This is a genomic window from Sulfitobacter geojensis, from assembly GCF_000622325.1.
GTDB classification, from domain to species: Bacteria; Pseudomonadota; Alphaproteobacteria; order Rhodobacterales; family Rhodobacteraceae; genus Sulfitobacter; species Sulfitobacter geojensis.
The window spans coordinates 2801319-2818071 of the sequence record NZ_JASE01000005.1 but is presented as its reverse complement, the minus strand read 5'-3'; the positions used below and the strand labels follow the sequence as shown (position 1 = coordinate 2818071).

Here is a 16753-nt window from a genome sequence, read left to right as displayed (position 1 = left end):
TGTTTAGGGCGCGGTTTTGCCAACTTTCGGTCAGGAACAAGCAGACGCAATATTCTCACCGCAGCTATAACTCATTTTCGCCGCATTTGATGAAAACCTAGGGAAACAGTCTGTTTCGGGCAGGTTTGGGGAACATTGAGCTGGTCTCAGAAGGATTGTCCACGAAACGGGTTCGGTTTTTACCGCGCTCTCCCGTCATGCGGGAAAATACAAGATTACTTTATGGCGATAAAGAGGCACATTCGGCGGAGGGCACCTGTAGAATCACTTTGAACAGGTTTTTTGACATACCGAATTTTCCGCGCGACAATTTTGAAATCCTGTCGTAAAGTTTTCCTGAATCGCCCTTCATACGCCTTCAGGAATTTGTTTAGCCAATGGTACCTGTCAAAATCAGAAACATGGAAGAATTCGCCTCCATCAGCGGATTGTCGCGGCCCACTGTGTCGAAGTATTTCCATGATCCGGGTTCGGTACGTGCCACCACACGGGCTCGGATCGAGGCGGCTTTGGAAAAGTATGACTACCGGCCGAATATTTTCGCAATGAACCAGAACCGCAAGCTGACCAAGAACGTCGGCATTATGGTGCCCTATCTGGCCGACCCGTTCTTTGCCGAGATTGCGCGCAACATCGAACAGCGCTGTATTGATGCAGGATACAGCCCCACTTTGTTCAGCTCGCACGGCAACCCGGATCTGGAAGTCGAGATACTGGAGAACCTGCGCGCGCTCAAACCGGCAGGGGCCTTGATTGCGCCCTTGGGCCGGATTTCTGACAGCGCGGCAGTGTCGTCGTTCTGTGACGAAGTGCCGACCGTTTTGTTTGACAGCAACCTGCCCGATATGGGGCTCGCCTTTATCGGGTCGGACAATCCGCAATTTTCGATGTTGATGGTGGAATACCTGTGTCGCACCGGCGAACCGCCTTGTTTCTTTGAAATGAAAGACCCAGCCAATCCCAATGCCAACAAGCGGCGGCAGGGATATCTGGATGCCATGACGCAACTGGGCTTTGAGCCGTCGATTGTGAAGGTTGAAGGGCAGGGATGGTCATTCGAAGAAATCGGCCGCGCGGGTGGTATCCGGACGCTCGAGGCGGGGGGCTTTGCGACGAATACGATACTGTGCAGCAATGACCGCCTTGCCATCGGATTGCTGACGGCCTGCTATGAAAAGGGGCTGCGCGTCGGGCGCGATGCGGGCAGTGATCTGCGCATTGCCGGTCAGGATGACCACCCGTTTTCGCGGTTTACCTGTCCGCCGCTCACGACGATTGCACAGGATTATGACGCAGTGTCGCGCCGCGCGGTGCAGACGTTGTTTGATGTGGTCGAATCGGGTGATCAGTCGCGCGCCCGTGAAACCGTGCTTTACGAAGGCAAACTGATCATGCGCCAGTCGGCATAACGCAGCCCTGTCTGTTTGTCCGCATGCGGAGCTTTTGATTTTCCTCAAAACTTTCCGCGCGTAAATTTTTATTTGACGGCGCGTTTTGTTTTCGATTAACCTTAGGGCACATAACATCTAACTTTAGGGAGGATTCGGATGTCTGTGAGAAACGCACTTGGTGCGGCGACGGCGGTTACGCTGATCACTGCAAGCGGCGCATTTGCCGAAACACTTACAATCGCAACTGTAAACAACGGTGACATGATCCGCATGCAGGGTCTGACCGCTGATTTCACCGAGAAAACGGGCCACGAAGTCGAGTGGGTCACTCTGGAAGAAAACGTGCTGCGCCAGCGTGTGACAACAGACATCACCACCAAAGGTGGGTCTTTCGATATCATGACAATCGGCATGTACGAAACACCGATCTGGGGCAAAAACGGCTGGTTGATCCCGCTGGATGACTTGTCCGCAGAATACAACGCCGCAGACATTCTGCCCGCGATGGCCGGTGGCCTGTCCTATGACGGCACGCTTTACGCCTCACCGTTCTACGGCGAAAGCTCCATGGTCATGTACCGCACGGACCTGATGGAAAAAGCCGGTCTGGAAATGCCGAAAGCGCCAACATGGGAATTCATTGCCGAGGCTGCCGCCGCAATGACCGACCGTGAGAACGAAATCAACGGCATCTGCCTGCGCGGCAAGGCCGGTTGGGGCGAGGGTGGTGCATTCATCACCGCGATGTCCAACTCTTTCGGTGCACGCTGGTTCGACATGGACTGGAACGCACAGTTTGACACAGAAGCATGGGCCAACACGGTCAACTTCTTCAAAGACACCATGGATGCATCCGGTCCTGCCGGTTACGCGACCAACGGTTTCAACGAAAACCTGTCACTGTTCAATCAGGGCAAATGCGGCATGTGGATCGACGCCACGGTTGCGGCATCTTTTGTAACGGGCAAAGATTCTACCGTTGCGGATCACGTTGGTTTCGCACTGGCACCTGACAACGGTTTGGGCAAACGCTCCAACTGGCTCTGGGCTTGGGCGCTGGCCATCCCAGCCGGCACACAAAAAGAGGCCGCTGCCAAAGAGTTCATCGAATGGGCAACAGGCACCGGATACATCGAACTGGTTGCGGCCAACGAAGGCTGGGCAAATGTTCCTCCAGGTGCGCGTACATCCCTGTACGAGAACCCTGAGTACCAGAAGGTGCCTTTCGCGCAGATGACATTGGACTCCATCCTGTCAGCTGATCCGAACAACTCTACCGTTGAAGAAAGCCCCTATGTTGGTGTGCAGTTCGCCGCGATCCCCGAGTTCGCCGGTATCGCCTCCGAAGTCAGCCAGGAGTTCTCTGCCGCGTATGCCGGTCAGCAGACTGTTGAGGAAGCTTTGGCCAAAGCACAGGCGTTGACCAACGACGCGATGGAAGCCGCAGGCTACAAGTAAGCGGCACTCTCGTACCCTGTAACGAGTTTCTAAAAGTACCGAAGGGCGGCGGCCGCGCGCTGCCGCCCTTCACACCCCTACCATTTCATTCATAATCCGAAATCTCAGACGGCCGATGCCATAGTGGCTGGCCTGTCCCCGGGAAAGGTGACTCCAAATGGCGACCAAAGCATCCAGATCAGCCGCACGCGTGATGATGGCCCCCGCAGTGATCCTGCTCTTGGGCTGGATGCTGGTGCCGCTCACCATGACACTCTGGTTCTCGTTCCGTAAGTATCTGCCACTGCGCGGTGGCGATCTGGGATGGGCCGGTTTTGACAACTACACCCGTTTCGTCGGCTCAAGCGCCTTCTGGCCCTCGGTGATGACAACCTTGCTGATCGTGGGCTCTGTTCTGATCATCACGGTCTGTCTTGGGATCTTGCTGGCGATGCTGCTGGACCAGCCGATGTGGGGGCAGGGGGTTGTGCGTATCCTTGTGATCGCCCCGTTCTTTGTCATGCCCACTGTTTCCGCGCTGGTCTGGAAGAACATCTTTATGGATCCCAACAACGGGCTGTTTGCGCATCTGTGGAAGTTCTTTGGCGCTGATCCGGTGTCGTGGATGTCCGAAGCGTCCATGCCCTCGATCATCCTGATCGTCAGCTGGCAATGGCTGCCCTTTGCCACACTGATCCTGCTGACCGCGATCCAGTCACTGGACAGCGAGCAGCTGGAAGCTGCCGAGATGGACGGCGCGCCACACCTCAAACGCTTCTGGTTCATCGTGCTGCCCCACCTCAGCCGCGCCATTACCATTGTTGTGCTGATCCAGACGATCTTTCTGCTGTCGATCTTTGCGGAAATCTTTGTGACCACCGGCGGGGCCTTTGGCACCAAGACGCTGACCTATCTGATCTTCCAGCGGGTGCTGGAAAGCCAGAACGTCGGCCTTGGGTCTGCGGGCGGTGTCTATGCCATCATCCTTGCCAACATCGTCGCCATCTTCCTGATGCGCATTGTGGGGAAGAACCTTGATAACTGATCTGACACACCCCGCATCCGCGTACTGCGGCATTGATTTGCCGCCCTGTGAAACGCCAACCGAGAGGACCGCATAATGGCACGTTCCGTCACTCCACAACGTAAGGCGATCAATACCGCCTTTGCTTGGGCCATCGGTCTGCTGATCTTTTTCCCGATCCTCTGGACCATCATCACCAGCTTCAAAACCGAAGCACAGGCGATTTCCGATCCACCGGTGTTTCTGGCCTTTGACTGGACGCTGGAAAACTACAGCGCCGTGTTGGAGCGGTCCAACTATGCGCGGTTCCTGTGGAACTCGATCATCATCGCCGGTGGGTCGACCCTCTTGGGCGTGATCATTGCGGTGCCTGCGGCGTGGTCGATGGCCTTCGTGCCCTCGCACCGCACCAAAGATATCCTGCTCTGGATGCTCTCCACCAAGATGTTGCCGGCGGTTGGGGTGCTCTACCCGATGTATCTGATCTTTATCAAATTCGGCCTTCTCGACAGCCGTACCGGCCTTGTCATCGTGTTGATGCTGATCAACCTGCCGATCATCGTCTGGATGCTCTATACCTACTTTAAGGAAATTCCCGGCGAGATCCTTGAGGCGGCGCGGATGGACGGGGCGACCCTCAAATCCGAGATCATCCACATCCTGACACCGATGGCCATTCCCGGCATTGCCTCCACCATGCTTCTGAACTTTATCCTCGCATGGAACGAAGCCTTCTGGACGCTCAACCTCACAGCGGCCAAGGCGGCACCGCTGACGGCGTTCATCGCCAGCTACTCCAGCCCTGAGGGGTTGTTTTACGCAAAACTCAGCGCGGCCAGCACCATGGCCATCGCACCGATCCTCATCCTTGGCTGGTTCAGCCAGAAACAACTTGTACGCGGCCTGACCTTTGGCGCGGTGAAATAAGGACTATCGATATGGGACGCATTACACTCGACAAAGTCACCAAATCTTTTGGCGAAACCGAAGTTATTCCGCCGCTGGATCTGACCATTGAAGACGGCGAATTCACCGTTTTCGTCGGCCCCTCGGGCTGTGGTAAATCCACGCTGCTGCGGCTGATTGCGGGGCTTGAAGACACCACCAGCGGGCAGATCCGCATCGACGGCAATGACGCGACGCAGCTGCCGCCTGCCAAACGCGGCCTTGCGATGGTGTTCCAGTCTTATGCGCTTTATCCGCATATGTCGGTGCGCAAGAACATCGCCTTTCCCCTGAAGATGGCGAAGATGGAGCAAAGCGAAATCGACCGGCGCGTCGACAACGCCGCCTCTGTGCTGAACCTTGCCGATTACATTGATCGCAAGCCGGGGCAATTGTCGGGCGGTCAGCGCCAGCGGGTCGCCATTGGCCGTGCGATTGTGCGCGAGCCTTCGGCCTTCCTGTTTGACGAACCGCTCTCAAATCTTGATGCCGCCCTGCGTGTCGGCATGCGGATGGAAATTTCCGAGCTGCACAAGAAACTTGCGACCACCATGATCTATGTGACCCATGATCAGGTCGAGGCGATGACCATGGCCGATAAAATCGTGGTGCTGCGGGCAGGCAATATTGAACAGGTCGGCTCTCCGCTCGAATTGTATCGTGAGCCGCGCAACCTGTTTGTTGCCGGTTTCATCGGTTCGCCCAAGATGAACCTGATCGAGGGCGCAGAGGCACAAAAATACGGCTGTCACACAATTGGTGTGCGCCCCGAACACATCGCCATCTCGGCGAATGAAGGACCGTGGAGCGGCACCGTCGGGGTCTCCGAACACCTTGGGTCGGATACATTCTTTCACATCCACGACACGGGATTGGCCGAAACAATCACCGTACGGGCCGATGGCGAGGTCGGGTTCAAATATGGCGACCGCGTTCACCTGACGCCGCGTGATGACGTGATCCACCGCTTTGGCGCTGACGGGCTGCGCATCGCATGAAGCGGCTGGACGGCAAGACGGCTCTGATCACCGGTGCCGCGCGCGGAATCGGGCTGAGCTTTGCCAAGGCCTATGTGGCGGAAGGCGCGCGCGTGGCGATCGGCGATATCAACATCGACCTTGCCCGCACCGCCGCTGCCGCGATTGGCGAAAACGCCATTGCCGTTGAAATGGATGTGAGCGATCAAAACAGCATCAATGACGCCGTGAACGCAACTGTCGGGGCATTCGGGCAGATCGACATCCTGATCAACAACGCTGCTCTCTTTTCGGCGGCACCGATCATCGAGATTGACCGCGCCGACTTCAGCCGGCTGTTCAACATCAACGTCGCAGGCACGTTGTTCACGATGCAGGCCGTTGCAAAACACATGATCGAGTGCGGCGTCAAAGGCAAAATCATCAACATGGCCAGTCAGGCAGGCCGGCGGGGCGAACCCTTGGTTGCGGTCTATTGTGCGACCAAAGCGGCGGTGATCAGCCTGACGCAATCGGCGGGGCTGGACCTGATCAGACACGGCATCAATGTCAACGCCATCGCACCGGGTGTGGTGGACGGTGAACATTGGGACGGGGTGGATGCGTTTTTTGCCAAACACGAAGGCAAGGCACCGGGCCAGAAGAAAGCCGAAGTCGCGGCCGCGGTGCCCTTCGGGCGCATGGGGCAGCCCGAGGATTTGACCGGTATGGCGGTGTTTCTGGCGAGTGAGGAGGCGGCCTATGTCGTCGCCCAATGTTATAATGTGGACGGCGGTCAATGGATGAGCTGAGCAGGGATAAACAGATGGCAGACGGTGGACAAAATCTTGGCCTGACGGCGCTTGGCGCTGCGACATTGGCGGACTTGCCAGAGGGCATCGCGCGCCCGACTTATGATCGCAGCGCACTGACGGCTGGGATCGTGCACATCGGTCTTGGCAATTTTCACCGTGCGCATCAGGCGTGGTATCTGCACCGTTTGATGCAGCAGGGCAAAGCGCTGGACTGGGCCATCATCGGGGCCGGTGTGCGCGCGGCGGACAGTGCGCAGCGCGAACGCCTGTTGGCGCAGGATTGCCTGACCACGCTGATCGAACTGGACCCTTCCGGTAAATCGGCGGAAGTGTCCGGCGCAATGATCGATTTTCTGCCGGTGCAGGAAGGCAATGCTGCATTGATTGCGCAAATGGCTGATCCGGCTATCCGCATTGTGTCGCTGACGGTCACCGAAGGCGGGTATTACATTGATCCGGCCACAGGCGGGTTTGATGCGCGCCACGAAGACATCCGGCATGACGCAGCACATCCCGCGACACCGCGCACCGCTTTTGGTGCCATGATCGCCGCGCTGCGTTTGCGTCGTGATGCTGGAACTGGACCCTTCACCGGACAAAGCTGTGACAACCTGCAAGGCAATGGCGACATCCTGCGCCAGACGCTGGTGTCGCTGGCGCGCCTGTCCGACCCAGATCTGGCGGATTGGATTGCGGCCAACTGCACGTTTCCCAACGCGATGGTCGACTGCATCGTGCCGGCTACCGGACCCTCAGAGATTGCTCTTGCCCGCAGCTTCGGGATCGACGACGCGGCCCCCGTGACCCACGAGAACTTTCGCCAATGGGTGATCGAAGATGCGTTCTGTGCAGGGCGCCCGCCGTGGGAAGAGGCCGGCGCGACGATCTCGAACGCGGTGCATGACTTCGAGGCGATGAAACTGCGTGTGCTGAATGGTGGACACCAGATCATCGCGGACCCCGCCGAAATTCTGGGGGTGGAGACGATTTCGGGAGCCATGGCCCATCCGTTGATCAGCGCCTTGTTGCACAAGGTTGTGCGCGACGAAATCGCGCCGCATGTGGCGGATGTGCCCGGCATGACGGCTTTGGCCTATCTTGACCTGATCGCCGGCCGTTTCGCCAATGCGGAGATCAAGGACACCACGCGCCGCGTGGCCTTTGACGGGTCAAGCCGCCACCCCGGCTTCCTGCTGCCCTCTGTCCGCGATGGGTTGGCGGCAGGCGCGCCTGTGACGGGGCTGGCCTTGGTTTCAGCCTTGTGGGCACGCTATTGCACGGGCCAGCGCGAGGATGGCAGCACGGTCGCACCGAACGATCCTGCGTGGGATGACCTGCAGCAGGTTGCGATAAAGGCAAAAGCGACCCCGCTGGCCTGGCTGGAAATGCGCCATATCTACGGCGAACTGGCGGATGCGGAACCCTTTGCCGACGCGTTTTGCGGATGGCTGGAAATGCTGCACAGCGAAGGCGTAGAGGCGGCATTGACCCGCTATGTGCAAGACTAGGACCAGATAGATGATCATTTGCTGCGGCGAAGCCTTGATGGATATGATCCCCGTCGCACAGCCGGACGGTCGGAACGCATTTGTGCCCCACACGGGCGGTGCGATCTTTAACACGGCCGTTGCGCTGGGACGTCTGGGCGTGCCTGCGGGGATGATCAGTGGCATTTCGCGGGATGCGTTCGGGGGGCAGCTGGCCGAAACGCTCGCTGCCAACAAGGTCAGCACAGATCTGCTTGTGCGCTCCGACCTTTTGACGACGCTTGCGATTGTGCATCTGGTGGAGGGCCACGCAACTTATGCGTTTTACGACGAAGGGTCTGCGGGGCGGATGATCACCGTCGCTGACATGCCCGTGCTTCCGGCTGACACCAGCGCCCTATATTTCGGGGGAATCAGCCTTGTCAGCCTGCCGGCTGCCGATGCTTACGCCGATCTTTGTGCGACAGCTGCGGGCAATTATCCGGTGATGATCGACCCCAACATCCGCCCGTCTTTTATCACCGATGCGCCTGCGTATCGTGCGCGTCTGGACCGGATGCTGGGGCAGGCCGATATCATCAAGGTTTCGGACGAAGATCTGGCGTGGATCACGGGCGGGGCCGGCTCGCTTGAGGATCAGGCGGCCCTGTTACAGGCCAAAGGTGCGCGCTTTGTGATCGTTACACGGGGCTCGGAAGGGGCGATGGCCCTGTGTGACGGTGAGGTGGCCCATGTGGCGGCAGAGCGGGCTACTGTGGTGGATACGGTCGGGGCGGGTGATACCTTTAATGCGGGCGTTCTGGGGCATCTGCATCGGGAGGGGCGATTGAGCAAAGCGGCGTTGCGCGACATGTCGGCACAGGATTTTGCGGGGGCCTTGGCCTTGGGCGCGCGGGTTGCTGCGGTGACGGTGTCGCGGGCAGGGGCAAACCCGCCTTGGGCGCATGAAATTTGACAGTGACGTTTGAGAATCCCCGCTGAAATGCAGGGATACGCGGCAGTCACAACGCACCAAATACGCGCAACAACTACCGCACCCTCCACAGGCGAAACACATGTGCTCCTCCGTAGAACCGCAAGGGCCTGACAAAAAGGCAATTGCGAATGTCAGCGAACCAAGTTCGCCCCAAAGCCGCTGGTGATCCGCAAGACTGCGGCCATCGGCCCCGGAATTCCTGACCACATCCTAAGATGCGGCCTGTACGGTGGGGACAACGCGACAATACACGCCATATCCATCGCAATCGCCACAATCCGGACAAGCTGCGCCCGTTTTGCGGAACCCGCGACCACCTGACAAAAAGGCGGTCACGCAAGGCAACGCGCTAATTTCGCGCCCGAACACAATGCCTTCCCACACTATAGTGGGCAGACGACCCTGAAGTTGCGGGTCTGGTTTTCCAGAAGATCAGGTGACCGGTAACAGGTCGTTCTTCCAGAACCGGGCCGTGCCATGACCCGACGAGCATTCCTTTTTACCGGCGCGACAGCGGTGCAAAAGCAACCAGCCGCAGGCGGTTAAATTCTTTATGAGGCAGGTCAATTTCAACCGGAATGGTCACAATCGAGGGCACAAAGCCCGTTCGACAGCGCCCGCTATGAAAACTGCAAAAAAACTTCGCAATTCTCGTGCCCGCAGGACCCATCGTATCAATAAAGTGATGCGTGCTGTGTGGCACCGGCCAATCTTACCCTGTTCTCCCCGTTTCAATGGTGTGGTCCGTTTGGACCGTGAAACAGATGTGCCATGACATGATGCGCGGTTCTGCGAACACGTTCACACAAGGTTAAGTATTTACTCTGGAGTATCGTTTTTAATGTCTTCGAGCGCCGCAGGATTGGTCACTTCGATCCGCCCGCGTGACAGTTTCACAAAACCTTCGCGTCGCCATTCTGACAGGATCTTTGACACGACTTCGCGGGTGACGCCGACGTAATCGGCCATCTGCGCTTGCGACATCGCGATTTTGCCGTCCTCGCCAGCCAGATACAGGACCTTGGCGGCCAGTCGGGGGGCAGGGGGCAGGAACACCTGTTCTTCCATCTGCTTGCTCATCCAGCGCATGCGTTTACCGGCAAGGCTCAGCAGCTCCGCTGCCAGATGTGGTTCTCTGGCGATTTCAGCGATCAGCGCGGCCTGACGGATATAGCGCAGCTTGCAGTTTTCGACGGCTTCGATCCGCGCGGTGCGCGGGCCGGGGTCAAACATCGCGATCTCGCCAAAGACGCTTTCAGGGCGCAGCAGGTTCAGGGCATGTTTGCGCCCACCTGCAGAATAAACGCTGACCTCAAGCAGCCCTTCGTCCAGAACATAGAGACGATCGTCGTGTTCGTCCTGTTCAAACAGGGTTTCGCCCGCCTTAAGTTTACGGGAAACAAAGGCTTTGTCGAACAGCCGGCGCAATTCTTGAGAGGTTTCCAGAAAGAAACTGGCCTGATCCACGACTGGGTTTACCTCCTACAAACGCCGCATACCCATACCAGCGATTGTATGGACAGTCTTTACCGGATTGACCTGCGGGCGCAGAAATCTGGCCTCGTTCAAAGGGTCATCACCGGCTTGCTTGTCAGGGTGTCACCTTTTGCGCTGGAACGCCGCACGCTCCGCAGAATTTGTAAAAGGAATTTTCACGCTGGCCGCAGTTGTCGCATGAGTTGTAAAGGCAGAACCCGCAGTGAACGCAAAAGTCGACGTTCGAGGCGGGCGTGCTGTCAGCTTTCCGCGAATTCTGCGCGCCAAATTGGCGATCGCAACTGGGGCAAACACCGTCCGAGATTTTCTTGATCGCGGTTTCATATTCGATCAGCTTGCGCTTTTCGGTTTCGGGGCGCTGTTCTTCGCTCTGCTTCTTCTGCAAATATCGCGCCATGCCTCTGGTCGCAAAATGCGCGAGAATCAAGGCTAACAGGATGCCGACGATATATCTGACATAGCCCCCGTAGGATGGCAGGTAGGGCACCAGTTCGACGAAAAACGCAAACAGGGCAAAGATGATGAACCCGCGATACACCGGCCAATAGCTTGACTGACGTTTCTTCATGGCCAGCCAGCCCGCAATCAACAACAAGGGCAGGGTCAGGACCAGCCGGAACAAAAAGACCTTTAGAACCTCACGTTTCTGCGCCTTTTGATAGGGGGCGTTTGCCGCCGTTAGAATCGCACTGCGCTCACCGCGCAAATCCTGCAATTCGCGTTTGGCCGCGATGACTTCCTGTTGCAGGTCCTCGACCAACCGTCCGGCGTTGCGCTCTTCCTGCTTGAGCAGTTCGATTGCCCTAACCCGTTCAACAACTTCGCTGTTCTGGTCGTCAGCACCTGTTGCAGAGCGGGTTTTTACCCAATTTTCAAAGCTTGCACGTTGATTCTGATAGTCCAGCGTCCACGAGCGAAGAACAAATCTCGCGTCTTCAATTTCATGGGTTTTATCAGCAAGCAGCCTTTCGGTTTGCACAATCGCTGTGTCTATCGCCGCCAGCTCGGTGGTATTGAGGAAATCGTTCTGCGCAATCCGTTTACCGGCTGTCGGCACATCGGACATGATCAACGCGCCCAGCTGGATCAGCAAGGTAGAGATCACAACTGACAACACCCACATTGCAAGGCCGTACCAGAACATGGGGCGACGAACGGCTTTCATATTTGATCCAATGCGTTTGACCCAAGGGGGGAGAATTGTCTGGCGTGATGGTACTTGAATCGGGAAGGACGTCGCAACCGATTACCGGACCTATTTGCGCAGGGCGCAACCGATGAAAAACGTTCTGAGAGGGAGGGGGATTAACAAGATGGCAGCCCGTAGGGGAGTCGAACCCCTCTTTTCAGGTTGAAAACCTGACGTCCTAACCGATAGACGAACGGGCCACTATCTTGTGAGCGCTTCACTAAGGTCTGTAGCGGCGACGCGCAAGAGAAAATTCGCCTCTGTTTGCGAAAAAATGCCTTACGCGGCGGCAGCGTCCTCAAGGCGCAGCTGAACAGACCGGCGACCGCGCCAGTCGTTGATGTCCAGACGGCCCGCAAGATGGAAGCGCGCACCGCCATGAGCCTCAAGCGCGGGGCCAAGGGCCGTATCGTAGGCCCCAAAAGCAATCGCATCGAGCTTGCCGCCCAACCCGTCGCCAAAACTGATCTTGAGGTGGTTGTCGCCGACCCGTTTGGCAAACAGAATCTGCATATCGGCAAAGACATAGCGCGGGGCAGGGGCGGCCGCACCGAAGGGGCCCGCCTGCTCGACCATTTCGGCCAGTTCCACCGTTGCCGCCGCGGGCATCAGCAGGCCGGTTACGTTCAGATCCGCAGGTCCGCCCAGATGGGCACCCTGTTTCGCCATCAGTTCGGACAGTCGCGCCATTGCCGCTTCGATCTTGTCCTCGGCAACGGTCAGCCCAGCGGCCATCTTGTGCCCGCCGCCCTTGATCAGCAAACCTTCGGCCGCCAACCGCTGGATCGGCGCACCAAGGTCGATTCCCGACACTGACCGCCCTGATCCTTTGCCGATGCCATCCTCGACGCCGATAACGATAGACGGCCGGTTTGACGCTTCTTTCAGGCGGGATGCGACAATCCCCACCACACCGGGATGCCAACCGGGACCGGAGGCCCAGGCCAGTGGCGCATCAAACCCGCGCTCTTCGGCCTGCGCCATCGCGGCGGCGCGCACGCTGGCTTCGACATCGCGCCGTTCTGTGTTCAATGTGTCCAACCTTTCGGCCAAGGCCGTGGTTTCATGCGGATCGTTGGAGGCCAAGAGCCGCGCCCCCAGATCAGCCTGTCCGATGCGCCCACCGGCGTTGATGCGCGGGCCCAGCAGGAACCCGAGGTGATAGGCCGTGGGCGCAGTTTCCATCCGCGCCACATCGGCCAGTGCCGTCAGCCCGACGCGTTCGCGCCGTGCCATCACGCGCAAGCCCTGGCGCACGAAGGCACGGTTCACACCGATCAACGGGGCCACGTCGGCCACTGTCGCCAAGGCAACCAGATCCAGCAGGGCCATCAGGTCCGGCCCCTTGCGTTTATCCGCGCGCAGTTGGCGGCCCGCCTCGACCAGCATCAGGAACACCACACCGGCGGCACACAGATGCCCGCAGGCCCCGTCTTCGTCCTGCCGGTTGGGGTTTACCACCGCCATCGCATCCGGCAAAACCTCACCGCCCAGATGGTGATCCAACACGATCACATCCGCGGCCTTTGCCGCTGCGATCGGGCCATGCGACAATGTTCCGCAATCCACGCAGACAATCAGGTCGTGATCGGCGGCCAAGGCGGCCATCGCTTCGTCATTGGGGCCATAGCCCTCGTCAATGCGGTCGGGCACGTAAAGCGTCGCACCACAGCCCATCTCGCGCAACCAAACCAGCAACAACGCCGCCGAGCTGCCGCCATCCACGTCATAATCCGCAAAAACCGCGATTTTCTGGCGTTTTGCGACAGCTTCCAAAAATCGCGTCGCGGCTTTTTCCATATCTTTCAGGCTGCGTGGGTCTGGCATCAGATCGCGCAGCGACGGGGCAAGAAACCCTTCGGCGTCCTCGGGCGCAACCCCGCGCCGCGCCAAGACCTGACACACCGCTTGGGGCAGGGCGGTGCGCTGCACCAGCAATTCCGCCGCCCGCTCCACTTCTACACCGGGGCCAACCCATGTCCGCCCCGTCAGGGATGCCTCAACGCCCAGAAAACTCATGCGCGTTCCCCATCTCTATCTTGCCAGTTAAACTCAATCGCGAACCATCACCCGAGTGCGGATCTCACGTTGCGAAACGCATCGCCTCGAAACATCCCGCACCACATCGCAATCCTTAGTCGTTTTCGACCGGCGTGCGATAATTGATCCGCCGCACCGATCCTGTCTTGGAGCGCATGATCAACGTCTCGGTCGTCATCCACCCCATTTCCCGCTTCACACCTGGCAGCAACGCACCATCAGTGACACCGGTGGCGGCAAAAATCACATCTTCGGTGACCATTTCATCGCGGGTGTAAATACGGTCGAAATCGGTGATCCCTGCCTTGCTGGCACGGGCTTTTTCGTCGTCATTGCGGAACACCAGACGGGTGTACATCTGTCCGCCCATGCATTTCAACGCCGCGGCTGCCAGCACGCCTTCGGGCGCACCACCGGATCCCATATACATGTCGATGCCGGTTTCGGGATCGGCACAATGCATCACACCGGCCACATCGCCGTCGGTGATCAGCCGGATCGCGGCGCCCTTGGCACGGACCTCTGCGATCATCTCTTCATGGCGCGGGCGTTCGAGAATACAGACGGTGATATCAGACGCGGCGCACCCTTTGGCGGCGGCCAGTGCTGCAACACGTTCTCCGGGCGACATATCAAGCGTAACAACGTCCACAGGATACCCCGGTCCGATGGCCAGCTTGTCCATGTAAGTGTCGGGCGCATGCAGCATCGAACCGCGTGGCCCCATCGCAATCACCGTCAGCGCGTTCGGCATGTCCTTGGCGGTCAGGGTCGTGCCTTCCAGCGGGTCCAGCGCAATGTCCACACCGGGGCCGTCGCCGGTGCCGACCTCTTCGCCGATGAACAGCATCGGGGCCTCGTCGCGTTCGCCTTCGCCAATGACCACAACACCGGCGATATCAAGCAGGTTCAACTGCTCGCGCATCGCATTCACCGCGGCCTGATCCGCGGCCTTTTCGTCGCCTTTGCCCACCAGCTTGGCAGAGGCAAGCGCGGCGGCTTCGGAAACACGGGCAAGGCCCAAAGATAACATGCGGTCTTGGAAATCAGCTTTGGATGTCATCGGAAATCTGTCCTTGATGGTGTTTAGTTGCTTCTCGTCTAGCGATAGGGGCGGTTTACGGCAAGCCTGTCAAATCCACGCGAGCGTCAGTTGGGCCAAAAACAGATAGCGGAGGCCCTTGGCCAACGTGACCAGAAAAACAAACGACAGCAGCGGTTCGCGCATGATACCGGCAACAACGGTGATCGGATCGCCAATGACCGGCAACCAGCTGCCCAGCAATGACCAGCGCCCGTAGCGTTGATACCAGCCTTGCGCTTGCGCCAGTTGCCTGTCCGACGCGGGAAACCAGCGCTTGTGCTTGAACCGCAGCAAAAACCGCCCGAGTGCCCAGTTGATCACAGAGCCCAACACATTACCAACCGTTGCCACAATCAACAGCAGGGCAACGGGATGATCCCCCTGCACGATAAGCGCGACCAACACAGCTTCTGATTGCATCGGCAACAGGGTCGCGGCCACTAGTGCCGAGGCGAAGAGGCCCGCGTAGGCAATCATCGGGCGCGCCTAGGCCTGCGGCCTCAGACCTCTTCGATGCGCAATGCGACCGGTGGGCCGGCCATCACGCCCGTATCGTCCATCGCGGCAAGGGCCGTTTCGATATCGGATTGAGTGGTCTTGTGGGTGACAATCAGCACCGGTGCAGAGCTGTTGTCATGGCCATACTGGCGCATGCGATCAATGCTGACGCCTGCTTCGCCCAGAACGGTGGCGATTTTGGCCAAGGCACCGGGTTTGTCGACCAATGCCAGACGCAGGTAATAGGGGGCGGGCAGCTTTGTCAGCGCAGCGGTGGAGTTCACAAGACCGACGGCAGGCTGGCCGAACACCGGTCCGCGCAAACCGCGTGCGATATCGCAGATATCGGCCATCACGGCGCTGGCTGTGGGGCCTTCGCCCGCACCGGCACCGCGCAAGACGATCTGACCAACGGCGTCGCCTTCGAGAACGACCATATTGGTGCCGCCATCCAGCTGCGCCAACGGCGAGCTGTCCGGCACAAGGCAGGGCTGCATACGCTGTTCCAGCCCGCGACCGGTCTTTTGCGCCACGCCCAACAGTTTGATCTTGTACCCCATGTCGGCAGCAGCGCGGATGTCTTCGATCGAGACACGTTCGATGCCTTCCAGCTGGATACCGTCAAAATCGACGCGGGTGCCAAAGGCAATTGCCGACAGAATCGCGAGTTTATGCGCCGCGTCGATCCCGCCCACGTCAAGCTGTGGATCGGCTTCGAGATAACCCAGACCATCCGCTTCGGCGAAAATCTCCTGATAGGTCGCGCCGGAGTTCTCCATCCGTGTCAGGATGTAATTGCACGATCCATTCATCACCCCCATCACGCGGGTGATCTCGTTTCCTGCAAGACCTTCCATCAACGTCTTGACCACCGGAATACCGCCCGCAACTGCCGCTTCATAGCGCAGGGCAAGACCCTTGGCTTCGGCCTGTTCCGCAAGTGCCTGGCCGTGGATCGCTAGCATTGCCTTATTTGCGGTCACAACGTGTTTGCCCGCTTTCAACGCCGCTTCGGTGGCATCTTTGGCGGGGCCGTCTTCGCCGCCCATCAATTCGACAAAGACATCCACGTCATCGCGGGTGGCCAACGCCACCGGATCGTCCTCCCATGCGTAGCTGTCCAGTGCCACGCCGCGGTCACGGCCCTTGGTACGGGCAGATACCGCCGAAATCGTGATCTTGCGCCCTGTGCGTGCCTCTAGCAGGGCAGCCTGCTGGCGAATAATGCGCACCACACCGACACCAACAGTGCCCAGACCAGCAATACCAAGGCGAAGGGGATCAGACATGCGACGAGTCCTTTTCAAAAGGGGGAGGAGGGATCAAACCTGTGTTGCGTGGCGATGTAGCTGTTTCGCGCGGGCCATGCAACGCGACAAACCTTAAGCGTGCCGTCCTGTTGCGGTGGGCTTGT

The 16753-nt window shown here is 58.7% G+C and carries 14 protein-coding genes and 1 tRNA gene; 8 read left to right on the top strand and 7 right to left on the bottom strand.

The annotated features are described in order from the left end of the window. The first annotated feature begins 377 nt into the window (after positions 1-377). From Z947_RS0115740 to Z947_RS0115705, 8 genes are all read left to right on the top strand, one after another. Positions 378-1409: a LacI family DNA-binding transcriptional regulator gene (locus Z947_RS0115740; RefSeq protein WP_025045248.1), complete on the top strand. Its 1032-nt coding sequence runs from the start codon at positions 378-380 to the stop codon at positions 1407-1409. Positions 1410-1547: 138 nt separating this feature from the next. Next, entirely contained in the window at positions 1548-2849 is a 1302-nt protein-coding gene (locus Z947_RS0115735) for an ABC transporter substrate-binding protein (RefSeq protein ID WP_025045247.1), read from the top strand. Between the two features lie 157 nt (positions 2850-3006). After that, on the top strand, positions 3007-3873 hold the full coding sequence (locus tag Z947_RS0115730; protein WP_025045246.1) for a carbohydrate ABC transporter permease: 867 nt from the start codon (positions 3007-3009) through the stop codon (positions 3871-3873). A 75-nt stretch (positions 3874-3948) separates the two neighbouring features. Then, positions 3949-4779: a carbohydrate ABC transporter permease gene (locus Z947_RS0115725; RefSeq protein ID WP_025045245.1), complete on the top strand. Its 831-nt coding sequence runs from the start codon at positions 3949-3951 to the stop codon at positions 4777-4779. An 11-nt stretch (positions 4780-4790) separates the two neighbouring features. Next, positions 4791-5795 (top strand): ABC transporter ATP-binding protein, encoded by a 1005-nt coding sequence (locus tag Z947_RS0115720; protein ID WP_025045244.1) that lies wholly within the window; start codon positions 4791-4793, stop codon positions 5793-5795. After that, positions 5792-6565 (top strand): L-iditol 2-dehydrogenase, encoded by a 774-nt coding sequence (locus Z947_RS0115715; RefSeq protein WP_025045243.1) that lies wholly within the window; start codon positions 5792-5794, stop codon positions 6563-6565. The genes Z947_RS0115720 and Z947_RS0115715 overlap by 4 nt, the downstream gene beginning before the upstream one ends. A gap of 14 nt (positions 6566-6579) precedes the next feature. Next, complete coding sequence (locus Z947_RS0115710; protein ID WP_052880625.1) at positions 6580-8076, top strand: mannitol dehydrogenase family protein; 1497 nt, start codon at positions 6580-6582, stop codon at positions 8074-8076. A 10-nt stretch (positions 8077-8086) separates the two neighbouring features. Then, positions 8087-9010 carry a carbohydrate kinase family protein gene (locus tag Z947_RS0115705; protein ID WP_025045241.1) on the top strand — a complete coding sequence of 308 codons (924 nt, stop codon included), beginning with the start codon at positions 8087-8089 and terminating at the stop codon, positions 9008-9010. 840 nt (positions 9011-9850) lie between these two features. On the opposite strand, the gene Z947_RS0115695 is transcribed toward Z947_RS0115705, so the two are convergent. The 7 genes from Z947_RS0115695 to Z947_RS0115665 form a co-directional block, all read right to left on the bottom strand. Beyond that, positions 9851-10498: a Crp/Fnr family transcriptional regulator gene (locus tag Z947_RS0115695; RefSeq protein ID WP_025045240.1), complete on the bottom strand. Its 648-nt coding sequence runs from the start codon at positions 10496-10498 to the stop codon at positions 9851-9853. A gap of 124 nt (positions 10499-10622) precedes the next feature. Then, positions 10623-11693, bottom strand: coding sequence for a zinc ribbon domain-containing protein (locus Z947_RS0115690; protein ID WP_025045239.1), 1071 nt, complete (start codon positions 11691-11693; stop codon positions 10623-10625). A gap of 149 nt (positions 11694-11842) precedes the next feature. After that, positions 11843-11917 (bottom strand) — tRNA-Glu (locus tag Z947_RS0115685). Between the two features lie 79 nt (positions 11918-11996). After that, positions 11997-13736, bottom strand: coding sequence for a single-stranded-DNA-specific exonuclease RecJ (gene recJ / locus Z947_RS0115680; RefSeq protein WP_025045238.1), 1740 nt, complete (start codon positions 13734-13736; stop codon positions 11997-11999). A 115-nt stretch (positions 13737-13851) separates the two neighbouring features. Further along, positions 13852-14820, bottom strand: a complete 969-nt coding sequence (gene glpX / locus Z947_RS0115675) for a class II fructose-bisphosphatase (RefSeq protein ID WP_025045237.1) — start codon at positions 14818-14820, stop codon at positions 13852-13854. A 69-nt stretch (positions 14821-14889) separates the two neighbouring features. Further along, positions 14890-15318 (bottom strand): YqaA family protein, encoded by a 429-nt coding sequence (locus Z947_RS0115670; protein WP_025045236.1) that lies wholly within the window; start codon positions 15316-15318, stop codon positions 14890-14892. A 23-nt stretch (positions 15319-15341) separates the two neighbouring features. Then, positions 15342-16628: a homoserine dehydrogenase gene (locus Z947_RS0115665; protein ID WP_025045235.1), complete on the bottom strand. Its 1287-nt coding sequence runs from the start codon at positions 16626-16628 to the stop codon at positions 15342-15344. Positions 16629-16753 lie beyond the last annotated feature (125 nt).